The sequence below is a fragment of the Arcicella rosea genome (assembly GCF_014204325.1).
Classification (GTDB): Bacteria; Bacteroidota; Bacteroidia; order Cytophagales; family Spirosomataceae; genus Arcicella; species Arcicella rosea_A.
The window spans coordinates 62,762-81,086 of the sequence record NZ_JACHKT010000004.1 but is presented as its reverse complement, the minus strand read 5'-3'; the positions used below and the strand labels follow the sequence as shown (position 1 = coordinate 81,086).

Below are 18,325 nucleotides of genomic sequence, written 5' to 3'. Positions count from 1 at the left end.
TGATAAATCTACTACATTAACTTTTGTAAATTGTTAATGTTTGATTTTTCAAATTTAATCTAAATATTTTACCGAAATAGTATGCAAGCATAATGAATTTATTAAATTCGTAATAACATTATGAACATTTATTAAATCATCTTCAACATGAATGTAGCCTATATTTATGATGCCGTTCGTACTCCTCGTGGGCGAGGAAAATCAGACGGTTCATTGCATGATATTCAACCTGTTCAACTGGCACAACAAGTATTACAACAACTCCGAGAACGAAATCAATTAGATACTTCGCTGGTCGATGATGTGATTCTTGGTTGTGTTACACCCATCGGCGAGCAAGGTGCAGACATCGCTCGCACAGCAGTTTTGGCTGCTGGTTACGACCAAAGCGTAGCAGGCGTACAAATCAATCGCTTTTGTTCTTCGGGACTTGAAGCCGTAAATATGGCAGCTGCTTACATCATGTCGGGACAACAAGAGTTGATTATTGCGGGAGGAATCGAGTCAATGTCGAGAGTTGCCATGGGTAGTGACGGTGGAGCGATGATGATGAATCCAGCATTAATTGCTGAACATAAATTTGTACCTCAAGGTATTTCTGCCGATTTAATTGCCACAAAATATGGCTACTCTCGTGAATTCTTAGATAGCTATGCCGTAGCTTCTCAACAAAAAGCTGCTTTTGCACAGCAGAATCAACGTTTTTCAAAATCTATGTTTGCGGTAAAGGACGACATCGGACAAGAAGTGTTGACTTTCGACGAAGGTATGCGACCAGATACTTCCCTCGACTCTTTGGCGAAATTAAAACCTGCTTTTGAAACCATAGGACAAATGGGCTTAGACCATCTGGCTCTGATGAAATATCCAGAACTGAATGAAATTAAACATTTGCATCATGCAGGAAATTCTTCTCAAATCGTAGATGGTGCGGCTGGTATTTTAATTGGGAATAAAGCGATTGGTGAAAAACTGGGCTTGAAACCAAGAGCTAAAATTACTGCTTTTGGCGTTTCGGGTTCTGAGCCAACAATTATGCTGACAGGGCCAATTCCTGCAACTCAGAAAGTACTCAAACGCAATGGTATGAATATTAGTGATATTGATTTATTTGAAATCAATGAGGCTTTTGCTGCCATTCCTTTGTTGTTTATGGACGTTCTAAAGGTTGATGCTTCTAAAGTAAACGTCAATGGCGGAGCAATTGCCCTCGGTCATCCACTTGGTGCGACGGGTGCAATTATTTTAATGACGCTTTTGGATGAATTAGAAAGAACTGGCAAAAGTACTGGTTTAGCAAGTTTATGTATCGGTGGAGGAATGGGAATTGCTACGGTTATTGAAAGAGTTTGATTTGGGACTTGAGGATGTTGGACTTTAGGATTTTAAGACTTTAGGACTGGAAGACATTGGATTTGAGGATTAAAAGATTAATTCAAATCAGTTTTATTCCTAACTCCTCAATAAAGTCACAGAGTCCAGTAATATCATAAATCCTAAATTCTTTTAATCGTCAAATCTTAAAGTCCAATATCCTAAAGTCATTTAGTCCTCCAATCTTAAAGTCCAACCCCCTAAAGTCCCCCTAAAAAAAATGCTCTCATACAATCTCTTACATAACGTCGCCATTTTAAGTATTAATGTTGCGAATCAAGCAATGAATGTCTTGAATGACGAATCAATTCCTGCTCTTGCTAGGGCATTAGAGCAGGCATACGCAGACCCAGAAGCCAAAGGAATCATCATTACTTCTGAACGACCAGAGTTTATCGCTGGTGCAGATTTACGCATGATTCTCAATAATAATGGTAAAGCTCCCGAAGAACTCTATCAGCTTTCAAGGTCATTGAATACCATTTTCCGAAAAATGGAAACCAATGGAAAACCCATTGTAGCCGCCATCAACGGCACAGCTTTGGGCGGTGGCTATGAAGTATGCTTGGCTTGTCATCATCGAGTAGCCATTAATAATCCTAAAGCCTTGATTGGTTTGCCAGAAGTAACGATTGGTTTACTGCCCGGCGGTGGCGGTACGCAGCGTTTACCACGAATGATAGGCTTAGAAATGGCCGCTCCACTTTTATTAGAAGGCAAAAAAGTATCGCCCAAAGAAGCTCTTTCCCTTGGCATGATAGACGAATTAGTGGATTCATACGAAGAAATGATGGAAAAGGCTTTTGCATGGATTAACGCTAATCCAATTGCGATACAACCTTGGGACGAAATCAATCAGAAAACTGGAAAAATTCAGGCAAAAGAAAATTATAAAGTACCCAATGGGAATATCCTAAGTCCTAAAGGAGTACAATTAATGATGGGCGGTACAGCTCTTACAATGACTAAAACTAATGAAAATTATCCTTCGCCCATTGCTATTATGTCTTGCGTGTATGAAGGACTATTAGTGAATATCGACCGTGGACTTATCATCGAAGCTCGTCATTTTGTAAAAGTTGCCAATTCTTCTGTGGCAAAAAACCTGATTCGTACCATGTTTTTTGGGCTGAATGAAGTAAATAAAGGTGTAAACAGACCCAAAAATATTGAAAAAACCGAAGTGAAAAAACTGGGGATTTTGGGTGCTGGCATGATGGGTTCGGGCATTGCTTACGTTTCGGCAATGGCAGGCATTGAAGTTATATTAAAAGATGTATCGCTCGAAGCCGCCGAAAAAGGAAAACAATATTCACAGAATTTACTCGAAAAAGCCATTAGTAAAGGTAAAATGAGTCCTGAAAAAGCAGAAGGTATTTTAAGTCTTATCAAAACTACTGATAATTATGCCGAGCTTGAGGGAGCAGATTTAATCATCGAAGCAGTTTTTGAAAACCCTCAATTAAAAGCAGAAGTATCTAAAGCAGCAGAGGTTTTCTTGAAAAAAGATTCGGGTGTTTTTGCTTCAAATACTTCTACTTTGCCTATTTCAAACTTAGCCAAGGCGACCATTCAGCCTGATAAATTTATTGGCATTCATTTCTTTTCGCCAGTTGATAGAATGCAATTGGTAGAAATCATCATGGGCAAAGAAACTTCCGACTACGCCCTTACTGTGGCAATGGATTTTGTCAAGAAGATTCGTAAAACACCGATTGTTGTAAACGATTCTCAAGGTTTTTATACTTCCAGAGTATTCTTTACTTATACTTCCGAAGGCATCGAATTATTAAAAGATGGCGTAAATCCTGTGGTTATCGAAAACATCGCCAAACAAATGGGAATGCCCGTTGGGCCTTTGGCAGTTTCCGACGAAGTAGCCTTAGACTTGGCTTATAAAATTGCGAAAGAAGCCGTTGAAAATGGTATTTTATCTGCAACAGATACAGCTTATCAAGTCAGTAAACAGTTTACTGAAATGGGACGTTTGGGCAAAAAAGCCAAAGCAGGCTTTTATACTTATCCTGAAAATGGCAAAAAGTATTTATGGGAAGGCTTGGCGGAATTTTTCCCTTTGAAAGAAGAAAAAATAGCCGTAGAAGAAATCAAGAAAAGATTATTGTACCGACAAGCTTTAGAAACCGTAAAATGTGTTGAAGAAGGCGTAATTCGTAAGTATTTGGATGCTGATTTGGGTTCTATCTTTGCTTGGGGTTTCCCTGCTTATTTGGGTGGAACACTTTCCTTTGTAGATACTGTGGGCATCAAAAATTTTGTCGCAGAAGCCGACCGTCTGGCTGATACTTATGGCGAAAGATTCAGACCAACAGAAAAACTCAGGGCTATGGCAGAAGCTGGCAAAGGTTTTTATGAGTAAAATAAAAAGAATTACTTACCTTTATGTAAACCCCAAACCCCTTGTACGTCCGCAAGACTTACAAGGGGTTTTTTATGGTGATAATGTTAACGCAAGAACAAAAGTTTGAAGGCTTAATAGAAGGAATATTGGCCAATGGCTACGGGGTTTGTGATGATTTTCTAAGTACTGAAGAAGTGGCGAGTTTATCAACAAGATTTACTGAAAGATTTGATGATGGTAATTTTAAAGAAGCTGGTATAGGAAAGCAAAGTGAAGTACATCAAGCCAAAGAAATTAGAGGAGATAAAATACTTTGGTTGGAAAGCAATTCTGTTGACTCTTCAGAAAGAATACTCTTAGATAAAAATCAAGCATTTGTAGATTACCTCAATCAAACTTGTTATTTAGGCATTATTGATGCCGAAATACACTTTGCTAAATATGACATCGGTAAATTTTATCGTCGTCATAGAGATACTTTTCAAGCTCAAAAAGGGAGAATACTTTCTGTGATTTACTATTTAAACAGCAATTGGCTCCCCGAAAATGGTGGCAACTTATTGATTTATACCCAAGAAAACAATATTGAAAAAACAATCAGCATCGCACCAATAGCAGGAAGATTAGTCTGTTTTGAAAGCGATAAACTAGACCACGAAGTAAGTGAAACCTTTAGAGAAAGATTAAGTATTACGGGTTGGTTGTTGAATGGTTAGATTTTAGTTTTGACAACTTTTAAAAGTTATCAAAACTCATCGACTAGATAAATACTTTTTTTAAGTTGGAAGAAACTTTTAAAATTTATTTAATTTCTCTTTCCATTTTTCTATAACTGGATAGTGTCTTATTACTGCTTATTTACTCAATATTAAAATTCAACGCTGTGAAAGGCGATAAAGCTGCTAAAGAATTAGCATCATTTGCATAAGCTTTTTTCAATTGGTCTAGCGTTAAGCCCCAAGTTAGTTTAGTACCAACTACAGTAAACGAATATATTTGCAAAGCTGTTTTTTGTGTGGTAGCATCCGTATAGGTTAGTGTAAGCTCATTGCCTGATATTACATACTTATCAGAAATAGGCTCATTCGCTAGTGGTTCATTGCTATCCCAAAAGTCAATTTGCCCGTTACCTTTAAATGTTCCATCTGATTTAAATTCATAAAAATAGTTTTGTGAACTTAAATCGTCATCATAGTTTCCAGGAGTCCCTAAAAATGTAGCAGTTTCTTTAACGGTAGATACTTTCCATTTGCCAACGACAGCACTGTTTGAGGCAACAATTTCATCGTTATCGTCTTTACAAGAGGTGATAAGGAAAAGTGATAGGAAGAGAAATAAGGGGTTTTGTGAATTTTCATAAATGTTTTGAATGTATGTGAGTCTAATAAATTTTCAGGAGTAAATATATTAGACTATACGTTTGAGTGAGAAAGAAAATAAATTTTGTTATAAAATTTATTAATTGGAAATTTCAGCCTTCTCTAATTTAAACGAAAAAGTCGTTCCTTTCTCTGGCTTTGAGGCTACTGAAATTTTGGTTCTGTGGGCGTTCAAAATATGTTTTACAATGGCCAAACCTAAGCCTGATGAACCATCCGAACGACTTCTGGCCTTATCTACTCTATAAAATCTTTCAAAAATTCTGTTAAGGTGTTCTGGTGCAATACCTGGGCCGTTGTCTTTGATAGCAACTTTCCAGTCTTTTTTGTCTTCTTCAAAATTTACAATTACCGTTCCGTTTTCGTTGCCATATTTGATGGCATTTTCTACGAGATTCGTCACTACTTGTCCGATTCTTTGGGCATCTGCTTTTACCCAAACTTGCAATTGTGGCGACTTAATCTGTAAAGTAGTATTCTTGGCTTTCGCTTTTCCTTCCAGTTGTTCAAATACTTCTTTGGTGATTTGCTTAATGTCAACCTTCGCCCGATTCATCTTAATATCGCCCGTTTCCATTTGCGAGAGCGTCAATAAATCTTTCACCAAAATATCCAGTCCATCTAAACTTTTAGCTGCTTTTATCAAAAAGCGTTCACGAACATTTTCATCGTCCATCGCTCCATCCAATAAAGTATGTACAAAACCTTGTGCTGCAAAAATGGGGGTTTTCAATTCATGTGAAACATTGGCTAGAAATTCACGACGATACTTTTCTAAGCGTTTCAGCTCTGTTACTTCTTGTTCCTTTTTAGAAACATAGACAAACAATTCATCATTCAGTTTCTTGAGCGGATTATTGTTCTTGTATAATTTCTTTCTGGTTACACCGAAATCTTTGATTTTTAGTCGGTTAATTGAATCATACATTTTGTTGATTTCTTGAAAAACCAAGTAATCTAACACAAAATAAATGAGAATTCCCGCCACAATCAGCGTAGCAATAAAGCTGACGAACAGCACATTGGCATTCGATTCGGGCAGAAAAGAAAGAAAAGAAGTAATAAAAGCGGCAATGACAATAGCCAACAAAGTGGCTAACAATTTGGGATTCAGAAGCATGAGAAAACCGTATTCGTTTTTGATAAAAGGGATTTTTACTTTCCTAAAAGTGTAAAGCCGAACAATCCTTGTGCAAGTTTCACGTTTTTTGGCGATATTTTGTATTAAATTTAGGAAAATGAATATGAAAATGATTTCCTAAATCGTAGCTCAATAATTCTTTTGTACCTTTGTTCTTTCCTTAAACATATTGAAGCATTGAATTTTGAGTTAGAATCGTCACTCAATCGTTCAATTACTCAATCACTCATTAAAAATGCAACTCAATCAATTAACCGCAATCTCTCCCATCGATGGGCGTTACCGCAAGCAAGTAGAAAGTCTTGCTCCTTTTTTCTCTGAATTTGGGCTTATCAAATATCGTGTTCGTATTGAAATAGAGTACTTCATCGCTCTTTGCGAAATACCTTTACCTCAATTAGAATCGATTAATAAAGATTTGTTTACTGCTTTAAGAGACATTTATCTTAATTTCTCTGAAGAAGATGCCCTTTGGATCAAGGAAACTGAAAAAGTAACCAATCATGATGTGAAAGCGGTTGAGTATTTTATCAAACATAAATTAGATAAGTTTGGTATTAACGATTCTTTAGAGTTCATTCACTTTGGTCTTACTTCTCAAGATGTTAACAATACTGCCATTCCTTTGTCTTTATTAGAAGCAATGAACGAAGTATTAGTGCCAAAATTAGAAGAAGTAATTGCTAAAATTGAAGCTTTGGCTGAAGAATGGAAAGACATTCCTTTATTAGCACATACGCATGGTCAGCCAGCGTCACCAACTCGTTTAGGTAAAGAATTTATGGTGTTTGTTGAAAGAATGGAACGCCAAATGGATTTATTGAAAACCATTCCATACTCTGCTAAATTCGGTGGAGCAACTGGTAATTTCAATGCACATAACGTAGCTTATCCAGAAAATAATTGGGTTGAATTCGGAAACTCATTTGTAAAATCTTTAGGATTGGTTCGCAGCAAATACACTACTCAGATTGAACATTACGATAATATGGCGGCTTTGATGGATAATTTAAAACGTTTAAATAGTATCGTTTTAGATTTAGACCGTGACATTTGGACTTACGTTTCGATGGGTTACTTCAAACAAAAAATCAAAGCAGGCGAAGTTGGGTCATCAGCCATGCCACATAAAGTAAACCCAATTGATTTTGAAAATTCAGAAGGAAACGTGGGTATTGCCAACGCTTTGTATGAATTCTTAGCGGCAAAATTACCAGTATCTCGTTTACAAAGAGATTTAACAGATTCAACCGTACTTAGAAATTTGGGCGTACCGATTGGTCATCAGTTAATAGCTTTAACCGCTTTATTGCGTGGTTTGAATAAATTAGAATTGAACCAAGAAGCTATCAATGCAGATTTGGAAGATAACTGGGCAGTTGTAGCAGAAGCCATTCAGACTATTTTGAGAAGAGAAGGTTATCCACAACCTTATGAAGCCTTAAAAGCCTTGACCCGTAAAAACGATAAAATCACTGAAAAAACCATTGCAGAATTTATCGACGGTTTAGAAATCAGTGATAAAGTAAAATATGAACTAAAGAGAATCACGCCATTCAATTATGTGGGTGTGGTAGAGTAATTCGTGATAAAATTGTTTTGAAGAGGCAATCGCTTGCGGTTGCCTCTTTGTATTGTAAAAATAAGGTTCATAAAAAACGGTAACCGCAAGGTTACCATTACCTATATTTTGTAATAAGTTTGATTTGTCAAAATATTCATTCAATTTACTTACTTCACCCATCTTTCAGCTACAACCAAAGCATAATCAATAAATGCTTTTACAGTACTTTCGTACACATGATTTCCTGTTGAATCTGCCTGTTCATCCAAATTCTTAGCCGTTTCATGTGATTCATAAATTCTTGGAGAAACTACAGAATATTGATTTGTGAAATTGATGATTTTATTAATAACTGTCGTCAATTCTAAACAAGGTACTTTTCCACCACGTCCGTTAGAAACCCCTGCCAAAGCAAATACTTTGTTATTGAAAAGATGTAAAAAATCTTTTGAACCTAATTGATGCAAAGCATTCAGTAAATCTCCGTTTACCGTCCAATTATATTCTGGAGTCACGAAAAATACTAAATCTGCTTTTTCCCAAGCATGGATTAACTCCGCTTGAAAAAGGCTTAAATCATCTTTTTTGATGATTCCTCTACCTACCGAAGGAATATCAAAATGATGAAAATCTACAACAGTACTATTTTCAAATCCAGAAGTGGCTAATACTTTTTGTAAATACTTCGAAAAACGTAAGGAGTTACTATCTTTTCTGGGCGAAGTGGCAATAATGGCGATATTCATATTTTGTGTTTTAGGGGAATTTTTAATAAGTAAACCTCAAATATATAAAAATGTTTAGTCGATAGAGTAACCGAAATTTTGAATAAATTAGTTCACAGATATTTCATGATAGACTTCCGCTAAGAAAAGATATATTTGTTGTTTGTACGCTTCAAAAAAGGCATAAAATTAAAATCTCGAATAAAATCATGCAAAAATCATCCAGAAGACAATTTTTAGAAAATTCAGCAACGGCTTTAGCCACAGGAACAATCATGACAAGTATCGTAACGACAGATTCAAACGCAGCACCAAAAGGTGAAAAACTTTCTTTTATTCACCACGTATATTTTTGGTTAAAAGACCCTAACAACAAAAAAGATCATGACCAATTATTGGCAGCCTTGAAAGCTTTGGGTAAAATAGAAGTGATAAAGTCAGCACACATTGGTTTGCCTTCAATCAATGACTTTGATAAACCAGTTACTGATGCTTCTTACTCTTTCTCTGTTTTATTGATTTTTGATAGTAAAGAAGATGAGGAGAAATATCTGGTTCATCCATTGCACAAAAAATTCGGAGCAGAGAATCATCACTTGTGGTCGAAAGTACTAGTTTATGATTCAGCGGATATTTACGTTCAATAAGGTACAGTTTTAATGCTTTTGAAGTATAATCGGTAATATAGGTAAAGACTCTGGTATTTTATCAATATAATTTTGACGAAACAATTAAAAAGTATTAGCTTTAAAGTAAAATTATCCTTTTTAATCAGTCTAAAAAATAACCCTAAAACACGTTTTCAATGACCACACAATCCAATCAGAAGTCCCATCTTTATACACTTATGACAGTATGGTTCTTCTGGAGTTTCGTTGCTGCCTCAAACGGTATTTTAATTCCTTTATTTAAAGAGAAGTTTGGTTTAGAACAATGGCAAGCACAATTAGTTGATTTTGCCTTTTACATTGCTTACACAGTTGGTTCAATTTTATACTTTATTGTTTCAAGTGTAATCAAGAGTGATATTTTGAACAAAATCGGCTACAAAAACGGAATTGTGTACGGTTTAATTATTTCGGCTTTAGGAACATTGTTATTCTATCCAGCCGCAGAAATGAAGTCTTTCCCTTTATTACTTTCAGCTTTATTTATTGTTGGTTTAGGTTTTTCTTTACAACAAACAGCTACCCAACCATTCATGATTGCCCTTGGACCACCAGAAACAGGTTCACACAGAATTAACTTGGGCGGTGCTGTCAATAACTTAGGTGGTACAATTGGACCAGTAATTATCAGCTTTGCCATTTTTGGTTCAATCGCTGCTGATGCTGCCAAAAATGCCACTATAGAATCTGTAAAATTACCTTATTTGATTCTAGGAGCACTTTTTGTATTATTAGCGATTTTCTTTAAAGTATCTAAATTACCAAGAATTACCAACGACGAAGAAGTAGAAATCGGAACAGGTGTATTAAAATACCCACAATTAGTATTGGGTATGTTTGCCATTTTTATGTACGTGGGCGTTGAAGTAACCATCGGAAGTAATTTAGGGGAATATTTAAAAGTAACGCAAGGTTTAGATTCTTCACAAATTTCACATTACGTTTCGATGTTCTGGGGAAGTATGATGATTGGTCGTTGGACGGCGGCATTGAGTAACTTTGATGTAGCACCAGCTACTAAAAAGATATTAACCGTTGTTGTTCCATTTGTTGCTTTCGGCATTGTTTTAGGCGTAAATACTTTACACGGAAGCGATATGAGTGATTTATACGCTTATGCCATTTGTGTATTAATCATGATTGGGGCTTTCTTCTATTGCGATGAAAAACCTGTTAGAACACTTTTAGTTTTCTCTGGAATGGGTGCTTTGGCAATGGTGATTGGCGTATTAGGTACTGGTGATGTTACTCTTTTTGCGTTCATTAGTGGAGGTTTGTTCTGCTCGGTTTTATGGCCATGTATTTTCTCTTTGGGAACGGCTGGTTTGGGCAAATATACCAACCAAGGTTCAGCATATATGATTATGATGATTTGTGGTGGTGCAGTAGTACCAGTACTTCAAGGTATTGCGGCGGATACAATCGGTATTCAACAATCATACTTTGTACCAATCATCTGTTTTGCGTATTTGGTATTCTTTGGTATAAGAGTACAAACGGTATTGAAAAACCAAGGAATTGATTTCGACAATGCCGTACTAAAAGGCGGTAAAGGTCATTAATCATTCATGAAATTATATTTTCAAAAAATCGGAAACGGACAAAAAATCCTGCTCGCCTTTCATGGAATTGGGCAGGATTTTTTGTGTTTCCAACATTTTGCCGAAACCTTTGGCGACGTTTATACAATCTATGCTTTTGATTTACCTTTTCATGGGAAAAGTATTGTTGAGAATGCTAATCAATTGCTAACAAATCAAGTACTTACAAAATCTATTTGGAAAGATTTTCTCATAACATTCCTTACAGAAAATCAAATTAAAACCTTTTCAGTCATTGGCTTTAGCATGGGTGGAAGATTCGCTCTGGCTACTGTAGAGGCTTTTCCCAAACAGATTGAAAGCATGACTTTAGTTTCACCTGATGGTATTTCAGAACATCTAATTTATTCTTTTGCAACACGTTTTAGACTTACTCGGAAAGTCTTCAAATATGTTCTTTTTCAAGAAGAAAAGCTTTTATCTTTCACGAAGTTTTTTGCTAAAATGCACATTGTTCCAGAAAGTTCAATCCGTTTCGCTCATCGAATGTTAGATACACAAACAAAGAAAAAACAAGTATTTCAATCATGGACGGGCTTTAGGTTTTTGAAATTTAATATTCGGAAGCTAGCACAATTAATCAACGACGAAAAAATTAAGGTAAACATTTTCACAGGGAAATATGATACCATTCTGCCTTCTGAAAAAGTATTACCTTTAGCGACGAAACTTCCAAATGCACATTTAATTACGCTTGAAGCTGGACATACCAAAATACTTGAAAAAGTAATAGAATATTTAAAAAAGACGAATAAAATCCTATAATTTGACATCTTCCTGACAGACGGAAAACAATTTTCATAAGTATTTCGTATATCAATTAGAATACTACTTAAAATACTTAGCTTTCGCTATCAATAAACGGTAAACCCGCAATCATTCATGAGTTTTATCAATGCAATAGGTACGGCAGTTCCTGAAAACTGTTTTCCACAAAAGCAAATTGCGGAATTCATGGCTTCAGCCTTACAAATGGATGAGTATGAGCAGAGAAAACTCAAAGCCTTGTATCGTTCTACCAAAATAAATCAGCGTTATTCTGTATTGTCTGATTATGGAAAATCCTTTTCTGAATACGAATTTTACCCTCAAACTCCTGATTTAGAGCCATTTCCAAGTATTTCACAAAGAATGCTTGCCTACAAGCAATATGCTCTGCCGCTTTGTTTAAAAGCGATTGCTGACTTAGGCGAATTGCCCAACATCACGCATGTCATCACAGTAAGTTGTACAGGAATGTACGCCCCCGGACTTGATATTGAAATTATTTCTTCTTTAGGACTAAGTACTAACATTCAACGAACAGCCATTAATTTTATGGGTTGCTACGGTGCTTTTAATGGCTTAAAAATGGCAGATACCATTTGTAAAGCCAATGCCGAAGCAAAAGTGCTATTGGTTTGTGTGGAATTATGTACACTTCATTTTCAGAAGAAAATGGATGAAGACTTCCTACTCTCAAATGCACTTTTTGCGGATGGTGCAGCAGCAGTACTAATAGAAGCTACTCCAACTGAAGAGGTTCAGTCTTTGGCAATGAAATCTTTCTTTTGTGATTTGTATTTTGAGGGGAAAAACGACATGGCTTGGCAAGTAGCAGATTTTGGTTTTGAAATGACGCTTACTTCGTATATTCCGAAATTAGTAAAATCAGGCATCAAAGCACTGACTGATAAACTTTTTACTTCTTCAGGAATCACGAAGCAAGACATCTCTTTATATGCAATTCACCCAGGCGGAAAAGCCATTTTAGAAGCCATTGAAACGGCTTTGGAAATCAGTGCGACAGATAATCGGTATGCTTATCAAGTACTAGGTAACTATGGCAATATGTCGTCGGCGACGGTACTTTTTGTGTTAAAGGAGATTTTGAAAGACACAGAGAATATACATAAAAATCAAAATATTTTAAGCTGTGCATTTGGCCCTGGCTTAACTTTAGAATCAATGATTTTAACGATTGTGTAATACTTTAAAAGCCATACTTCAAAGAAAATAAAACGCCACTACTGTAGAGATTTACTTTTCCTCTTCCTACTTCTTTTAATGGAGCTTTCAAATAAGGTTCTGCTTGAATAGAAATATGTTGGTTAATCTTTTTCTCGAAACCGAATGAAATATTCAAGATACTTGTGAAATAATCATTGTCTCTTTTCCAAGTTACATATCTCGGGAAATTTATTGGTACAGTTGCCGTTTCTGGATAATAATATTCGTATCCTTCTGTTAACATCAAATAAGAAGAAACACCAGCACTTACAAACCAAGTACTTTTGGGTTGCAATAATAAGTTATATCGAATGTTGATTGGAATATCTAAAATTTCACAATCGCCTTCTACACTGGTTGGTAGAACTGGACGAGTAGCCCAGTTTTTCGCCCAAGCATGATAATTTTCGATTCCTGTGTTATACTTTTTGTAAGTATAAATTGCACCCGTTTGAAGTACAAATCGCTTTGTTAAATTATATTCAAATAAAATTCCTGCTGATTTTCCAAAAGCAAATTTTTCTAGTTTTTCAATAGCATTGGCATCTGGTGCAATGGCTAGTCGGATGCCAAAACGATTGAATCTTTTTATAGGAACAAGTGGACGTACATCAGATGCCTTTTCGGACTCTTGTTCAAATGCTGGAAGAATTACTTCAAAATTTGTTTTTAAAGGCTTTAGCTCTTTACTTTTTAACAAAGCCAAAGTTGTGTTGCCGTTTAGCTGTTGACTTTTTGTTAAAATAGTATTTACTGCTACAGGTATTATGGTTTCACCATTATCAAATGTTGAAATATTTCTATTTGATTGCTGTATGAATGTTTTTTTACTTTCAGCAGATTTATTTTTGATAGTTTTCTCTTCTACTGTTCTTTCTTTGAGTTTACTGATGGAAATATTTTTATGATTACCTTCTAAAGTTTGTGTTGTTTCAGTTATTGATGAGGTAGTCTTTTGTACTTTATTTAGTTTTTTTGCTTTATTTTCTTCAGATTTATTGCTTACTAATTCCGTTTCAACTACTTCTTTTGATTGTATATTAGTCTTAGTTGGTAACGTATTGATTAGCTCAGATTTTTGAGTAACTATTTTTTTATCCTCATAATTTTTTCTGAGATAAAAACCTATTCCTCCTCCAACAAAAACCAATAATAAAAGTAATAGTAAACCTCTCTCGTATTTAAAACGAGAACCAGTCAATGGTTTGGTGGCTATTTTTGCATTTAACTTATCCAGCGACGATTGGTCAAACGGAATCTGCACCTTATCAGAGGCTTCTCTGAAAAGGTCATCCAGTTCGTCATCGGACATATCCCACCACTTATCTGACATCTTTTTTGTTAAGATTCTATCACAGAATCTTGATTTATCTTTGTTATTTTAAATTTTAAAACCGTTTACTAAGCATTTCTCTCAAATTAACCCTTGCACGAGCTAAATTTGATTTCGACGCACTTACAGAAAAACCTAACATTTTGGCTATTTCATCATGTGAATAACCATCAATTGCATACAAACTAAAAACTGTGCGATAGGTTGGCGATAATCTTTGTACCAGCGACAATAATTCTTCATAAGATAGATTCGCAGACGCATCGTCATTTCTATCACTTATGTGAGCTGCATATTCTATATCGTCTTGTTCATAATGTTTATGGTTTTGGCGATAAAAATCTAAGGCCGTATTTACCATAATTCTTCTGAACCAATTTTTGAAAGACCGACTCAAATCAACTTTATCAGCATTATTAAACACTTTAATAAACCCATCATTAATTACTTCAACTGCCTCGTCCCTTGTTTTTGTATAACGTAAACAAACACTCATAGCATAGCCATAAAACTGCTTATAAAGCAGTTCTTGACTTTTAGAATCACCATTACGGCACCCTTCAAGTATGGTTTGGAGGCTATTGTTTTGGTCTGTAATAATGGGCATTTTGGAAACGTTTCAACAACAATACGAGTTTTTTGAAAAAAGGTTGCGTTAAAATATTTATAAAAAGTATTTTATTTGAGAGAGTAGCCATTCAACAATTAAGATAACTATCCAAAACCAAGAATTCATGATTTTCAAAGATTTTAATTAACTTTGTTTGAATATTCCCCTTAAACACATGACTATCCACAGAGAAAGCAAAGGTACTATTTTAGTTTCGACCATTTTTTTAATCATTTTAAATAGTGCTGTTGCTTATTTTTTTGAAGAAAATGAGATTTTACGCAAAATTGTTATCGCATTTAGCGTCGTTTTTGCATTAATTATTTTACAATTTTTCCGTGTACCTGTCCGTACAACGGTCAAAAATCCTAAGCATATCATTGCTCCAGCTGATGGTAAAGTCGTAGTAATTGAAGAAGTTGTGGAAACTGAGTACTTCAAAGAACCACGTCGTCAAGTTTCTATTTTTATGTCACCAATCAATGTGCATATCAATTTTAATCCAATTTCAGGCATCGTTTCTTATTTCAAATATCATCCAGGAAAATACTTGGTAGCTTGGCATCCAAAATCAAGTACTGATAATGAAAGAACGACGGTTGTGGTAAAACACAATAATGGTACTGAAGTATTGTTCCGTCAAATTGCTGGTGCTTTAGCTCGTAGAATTTGTTGGTATGTAAAAGAAGGACAGGCTGTAGAACAAGGTACTGAATTTGGTTTTATCAAGTTTGGTTCAAGAATAGATATTTACCTTCCTTTAGATGCTAAAATTTTAGTAAACTTAGACGATAGACCAGTCGGCGGCGAAACTGTTATTGCAGAACTGGCTTGATATTTATAGATAATATTGCATATTCAAAAGGTAAATTAAAAATTGTAAGTATTTTTAATTTACCTTTTTTTTGTTGATAACCATTTTTTATAATAATCTTAGAAATGTTAAATCGTTTATTCCTTTTGGTTTTAGCGGGTTTATTATGGAATTGCTCAAATTCAAATAAATCAGAAATTTATACTCCACCAGTTCCTTCTAATAAAAGCGGAAAAGAATTAGCCGCAATATATTGTGGTAGTTGCCATCAATTTCCTAGTCCAGTGTTAGTTGATAAAACTACTTGGGAGAAAAGTATTCTACCCAAAATGTCACATCGACTAGGCTTAGAATCAGATATTTTCAAAGTATATGGTGGGATGAATCCAGAAGAATTACAGTTTCTTACCGTAGCAGGAGTATTTCCAGAAAAGCCTATTATTGCTAAAGAAGACTGGGCGAAAATTATCAAATATTATGTTGATAATGCTCCAGAAAAAGCAATTCCTCAAGCCAAAAAAGAAAAGATTTCTATAGGATTAAGTAATTTTTCGGTAAAAAAAATAGAAGGAATTGCCAATAAAACACCTTATGTTACTTTCGTTAAGTTTAATACTGCCCAAAAAAGTATTTATGCCGCTTGGCGTGGAGAACAAAGTTTCTTGAAAAAATACGATTTGAATGGTATGTTGAAAGATTCTGTGGCAGTACCAAGCCCAATTGCTGATGTAGATTTCTCGAAAAAAAATCTTAGAGTATTGACGCTAGGCATAATGGATCCTAATGATTTTAGAAAAGGAAGTCTTTTAGAAATCACGCCACAAAAGCAATCAAAACCTATTTTAGAATTTCTTCAAAGACCAGTTCAAGCTTCTTTTGGAGATTTGAATCAAGATGGAAAAGAAGATTTTGTACTCTGTAATTTTGGAAATGAATTAGGGAAATTGGCTTGGTACGATGGCGTAAATAGGAGAGAACATATTTTAAAAGAATTGCCAGGTGCCAGAAATACTTTTATCAAAGATATGAATGGCGATAATTTACCAGATATTGTAGTGCTAATGACACAAGCCCGTGAAGGTGTTTTCATCTTTTATAATACAGGTCACGGTACTTTTGAAGAGAAACAAGTACTTTCTTTTCCTTCTGTGTATGGTTCTAGTTATATGGATTTAGCCGATTTTAATAAAGATGGTTTCTTAGATATACTTTATACCAATGGTGATAATGCAGATTTATCTATTTCCTTAAAAAGTTATCATGGCATCAGGATTTTTATGAATGATGGCAAAGGCAATTTTAAGCAAAGTTATTTTTATCCAATGTTTGGTGCCTCAAAAGCAATGGCAGCCGATTTTGATTTAGATGGAGATTTAGACATTGCCGCTATTTCTTTCTTTACTGACCCAAAACAAAAGCCACACGAAGGTTTTTTATTACTCGATAATCAAGGAAACAATCAGTTTAAAGTATCAACCTTTCCAGAAGCCAATCAAGGCAAATGGATGGTGATGGATGTAGCCGATATGGATCAAGACGGTGATGCCGATATTCTACTAGGTTCGTTTTTAAGAAGAGGAATGGCAGATGTTGAAGAATTGCAGATGGGAAGAAAATTACCACCATCTTTGATTGTTTTGGAGAATAAGAAAAGAACTCTGAAATAGCGAACAAAAATAAAAAGCCGAGATAAGAATCTCGGCTTTCATTTTACTATCAAACAAACCTGTAAACTACTACTAAATAAGATTGTTTTTAGCCAAATACTCTACAATTTGCACAGCGTTTGTAGCAGCTCCTTTACGAAGGTTGTCAGCTACAATCCACATATTGATGGTGTTTGGTTGAGTTTCATCACGACGAATACGTCCAACAAAAACTTCATCCTTACCATGTGCATTGATTGGCATTGGATACACAAAATTCTTAGGGTCATCTTGTAAAATGATTCCCTCTTCATTTGCTAAAATATTTTTTACTTCTTCTACGTCGAAGTCGTTTTCAAATTCAATATTTACTGCTTCAGAGTGTCCACCAATTGTTGGGATACGTACAGTTGTTGCTGTTACTGCAATCGAATCATCCAACATAATTTTCTTGGTTTCATTCACCATTTTCATCTCTTCTTTGGTATAACCATTATCCAAGAATACATCAATGTGTGGTAAAACGTTCAAGTCGATTTTGTGTGGATATACCGCAGGTACATCTGTACGTCCTTCACGTTCTGCAAATAATTGGTCAACCGCTGCTTTTCCTGTTCCAGTTACTGATTGGTACGTAGAAACAACTACACGCTTGATTTTATATTTTTTGTGCAAAGGATTCATTACTACAACCATTTGAATCGTAGAACAATTCGGGTTGGCAATAATTTTATCTTCTGATGTTAAAGTAAACGCATTTATTTCTGGTACTACTAATTTCTTAGTAGGATCCATTCTCCAAGCTGAAGAGTTATCTACCACTGTAATGCCTGCCGCCGCAAATTTAGGAGCTAATTCCAAAGAAGTACTTCCACCTGCCGAGAAAATCGCCACGTTTGGTTGCATCTTAATAGCATCATCAAAACCTACAACGGTGTACTGTTTACCCTTAAATTCTACCTGTTTACCTACTGAACGCTCAGAAGCTACTGGTATGATTTCTGTTACTGGGAAATTACGTTCCGCTAACACTTTAAGGATTTCGCCACCGACCAAACCTGTGGCTCCGACTACTGCTACTTTCATTTTTAAAATTGATTATGAATTAATTTATATAAAAAA

The 18,325-nt window shown here is 35.3% G+C and carries 16 protein-coding genes; 10 read left to right on the top strand and 6 right to left on the bottom strand.

All coding sequences use genetic code 11. From position 1 onward, the window contains the following. Positions 1-147 precede the first annotated feature (147 nt). The 3 genes from HNP25_RS04105 (at position 148) to HNP25_RS04095 (ending at position 4,449) form a co-directional block, all read left to right on the top strand. Complete coding sequence (locus tag HNP25_RS04105) at positions 148-1,353, top strand: acetyl-CoA C-acetyltransferase (RefSeq protein ID WP_184130728.1); 1,206 nt, start codon at positions 148-150, stop codon at positions 1,351-1,353. Between the two features lie 241 nt (positions 1,354-1,594). Next, on the top strand, positions 1,595-3,751 hold the full coding sequence (locus tag HNP25_RS04100; RefSeq protein ID WP_184130725.1) for a 3-hydroxyacyl-CoA dehydrogenase NAD-binding domain-containing protein: 2,157 nt from the start codon (positions 1,595-1,597) through the stop codon (positions 3,749-3,751). Positions 3,752-3,825: 74 nt separating this feature from the next. Next, positions 3,826-4,449 carry a 2OG-Fe(II) oxygenase gene (locus tag HNP25_RS04095; protein WP_229202788.1) on the top strand — a complete coding sequence of 208 codons (624 nt, stop codon included), beginning with the start codon at positions 3,826-3,828 and terminating at the stop codon, positions 4,447-4,449. A 142-nt stretch (positions 4,450-4,591) separates the two neighbouring features. On the opposite strand, the gene HNP25_RS21900 is transcribed toward HNP25_RS04095, so the two are convergent. Beyond that, positions 4,592-5,014: a lipocalin-like domain-containing protein gene (locus HNP25_RS21900; protein ID WP_310587155.1), complete on the bottom strand. Its 423-nt coding sequence runs from the start codon at positions 5,012-5,014 to the stop codon at positions 4,592-4,594. 177 nt (positions 5,015-5,191) lie between these two features. Next, positions 5,192-6,232 carry a sensor histidine kinase gene (locus HNP25_RS04085; RefSeq protein ID WP_184130719.1) on the bottom strand — a complete coding sequence of 347 codons (1,041 nt, stop codon included), beginning with the start codon at positions 6,230-6,232 and terminating at the stop codon, positions 5,192-5,194. A gap of 256 nt (positions 6,233-6,488) precedes the next feature. Here HNP25_RS04085 and purB point away from each other — a divergent pair, with 256 nt between their 5' ends. Next, a complete protein-coding gene (gene purB, locus HNP25_RS04080) occupies positions 6,489-7,835 on the top strand; it encodes an adenylosuccinate lyase (RefSeq protein ID WP_184130716.1) in 1,347 nt (448 codons plus the stop codon). A gap of 149 nt (positions 7,836-7,984) precedes the next feature. Here purB and HNP25_RS04075 read toward each other — a convergent pair whose 3' ends face one another. Next, entirely contained in the window at positions 7,985-8,563 is a 579-nt protein-coding gene (locus HNP25_RS04075) for an NAD(P)H-dependent oxidoreductase (protein WP_184130713.1), read from the bottom strand. Between the two features lie 188 nt (positions 8,564-8,751). Here HNP25_RS04075 and HNP25_RS04070 point away from each other — a divergent pair, with 188 nt between their 5' ends. The 4 genes from HNP25_RS04070 (at position 8,752) to HNP25_RS04055 (ending at position 12,779) form a co-directional block, all read left to right on the top strand. Then, positions 8,752-9,189: a Dabb family protein gene (locus HNP25_RS04070; RefSeq protein ID WP_184130710.1), complete on the top strand. Its 438-nt coding sequence runs from the start codon at positions 8,752-8,754 to the stop codon at positions 9,187-9,189. Between the two features lie 200 nt (positions 9,190-9,389). Next, on the top strand, positions 9,390-10,772 hold the full coding sequence (locus HNP25_RS04065) for an MFS transporter (protein WP_229202786.1): 1,383 nt from the start codon (positions 9,390-9,392) through the stop codon (positions 10,770-10,772). 6 nt (positions 10,773-10,778) lie between these two features. Next, entirely contained in the window at positions 10,779-11,576 is a 798-nt protein-coding gene (locus tag HNP25_RS04060) for an alpha/beta fold hydrolase (RefSeq protein ID WP_184130704.1), read from the top strand. A 117-nt stretch (positions 11,577-11,693) separates the two neighbouring features. Next, positions 11,694-12,779 (top strand): type III polyketide synthase, encoded by a 1,086-nt coding sequence (locus HNP25_RS04055; protein ID WP_184130701.1) that lies wholly within the window; start codon positions 11,694-11,696, stop codon positions 12,777-12,779. A gap of 4 nt (positions 12,780-12,783) precedes the next feature. Here HNP25_RS04055 and HNP25_RS04050 read toward each other — a convergent pair whose 3' ends face one another. Further along, positions 12,784-14,133 (bottom strand): hypothetical protein, encoded by a 1,350-nt coding sequence (locus HNP25_RS04050; protein ID WP_184130698.1) that lies wholly within the window; start codon positions 14,131-14,133, stop codon positions 12,784-12,786. Positions 14,134-14,188: 55 nt separating this feature from the next. Next, on the bottom strand, positions 14,189-14,740 hold the full coding sequence (locus HNP25_RS04045; protein ID WP_184130695.1) for an RNA polymerase sigma factor: 552 nt from the start codon (positions 14,738-14,740) through the stop codon (positions 14,189-14,191). 178 nt (positions 14,741-14,918) lie between these two features. Here HNP25_RS04045 and HNP25_RS04040 point away from each other — a divergent pair, with 178 nt between their 5' ends. Both HNP25_RS04040 and HNP25_RS04035 read left to right on the top strand, forming a co-directional pair. Continuing rightward, complete coding sequence (locus tag HNP25_RS04040) at positions 14,919-15,578, top strand: phosphatidylserine decarboxylase family protein (RefSeq protein WP_184130692.1); 660 nt, start codon at positions 14,919-14,921, stop codon at positions 15,576-15,578. A gap of 104 nt (positions 15,579-15,682) precedes the next feature. Continuing rightward, entirely contained in the window at positions 15,683-17,224 is a 1,542-nt protein-coding gene (locus HNP25_RS04035; protein WP_184130690.1) for an FG-GAP repeat domain-containing protein, read from the top strand. Between the two features lie 72 nt (positions 17,225-17,296). Here HNP25_RS04035 and HNP25_RS04030 read toward each other — a convergent pair whose 3' ends face one another. Next, the gene (locus HNP25_RS04030) at positions 17,297-18,289 is read right to left on the bottom strand and encodes an aspartate-semialdehyde dehydrogenase (protein WP_184130688.1); all 993 of its coding nucleotides are present in this window, start codon (positions 18,287-18,289) and stop codon (positions 17,297-17,299) included. Between the last annotated feature and the right edge of the window lie 36 nt (positions 18,290-18,325).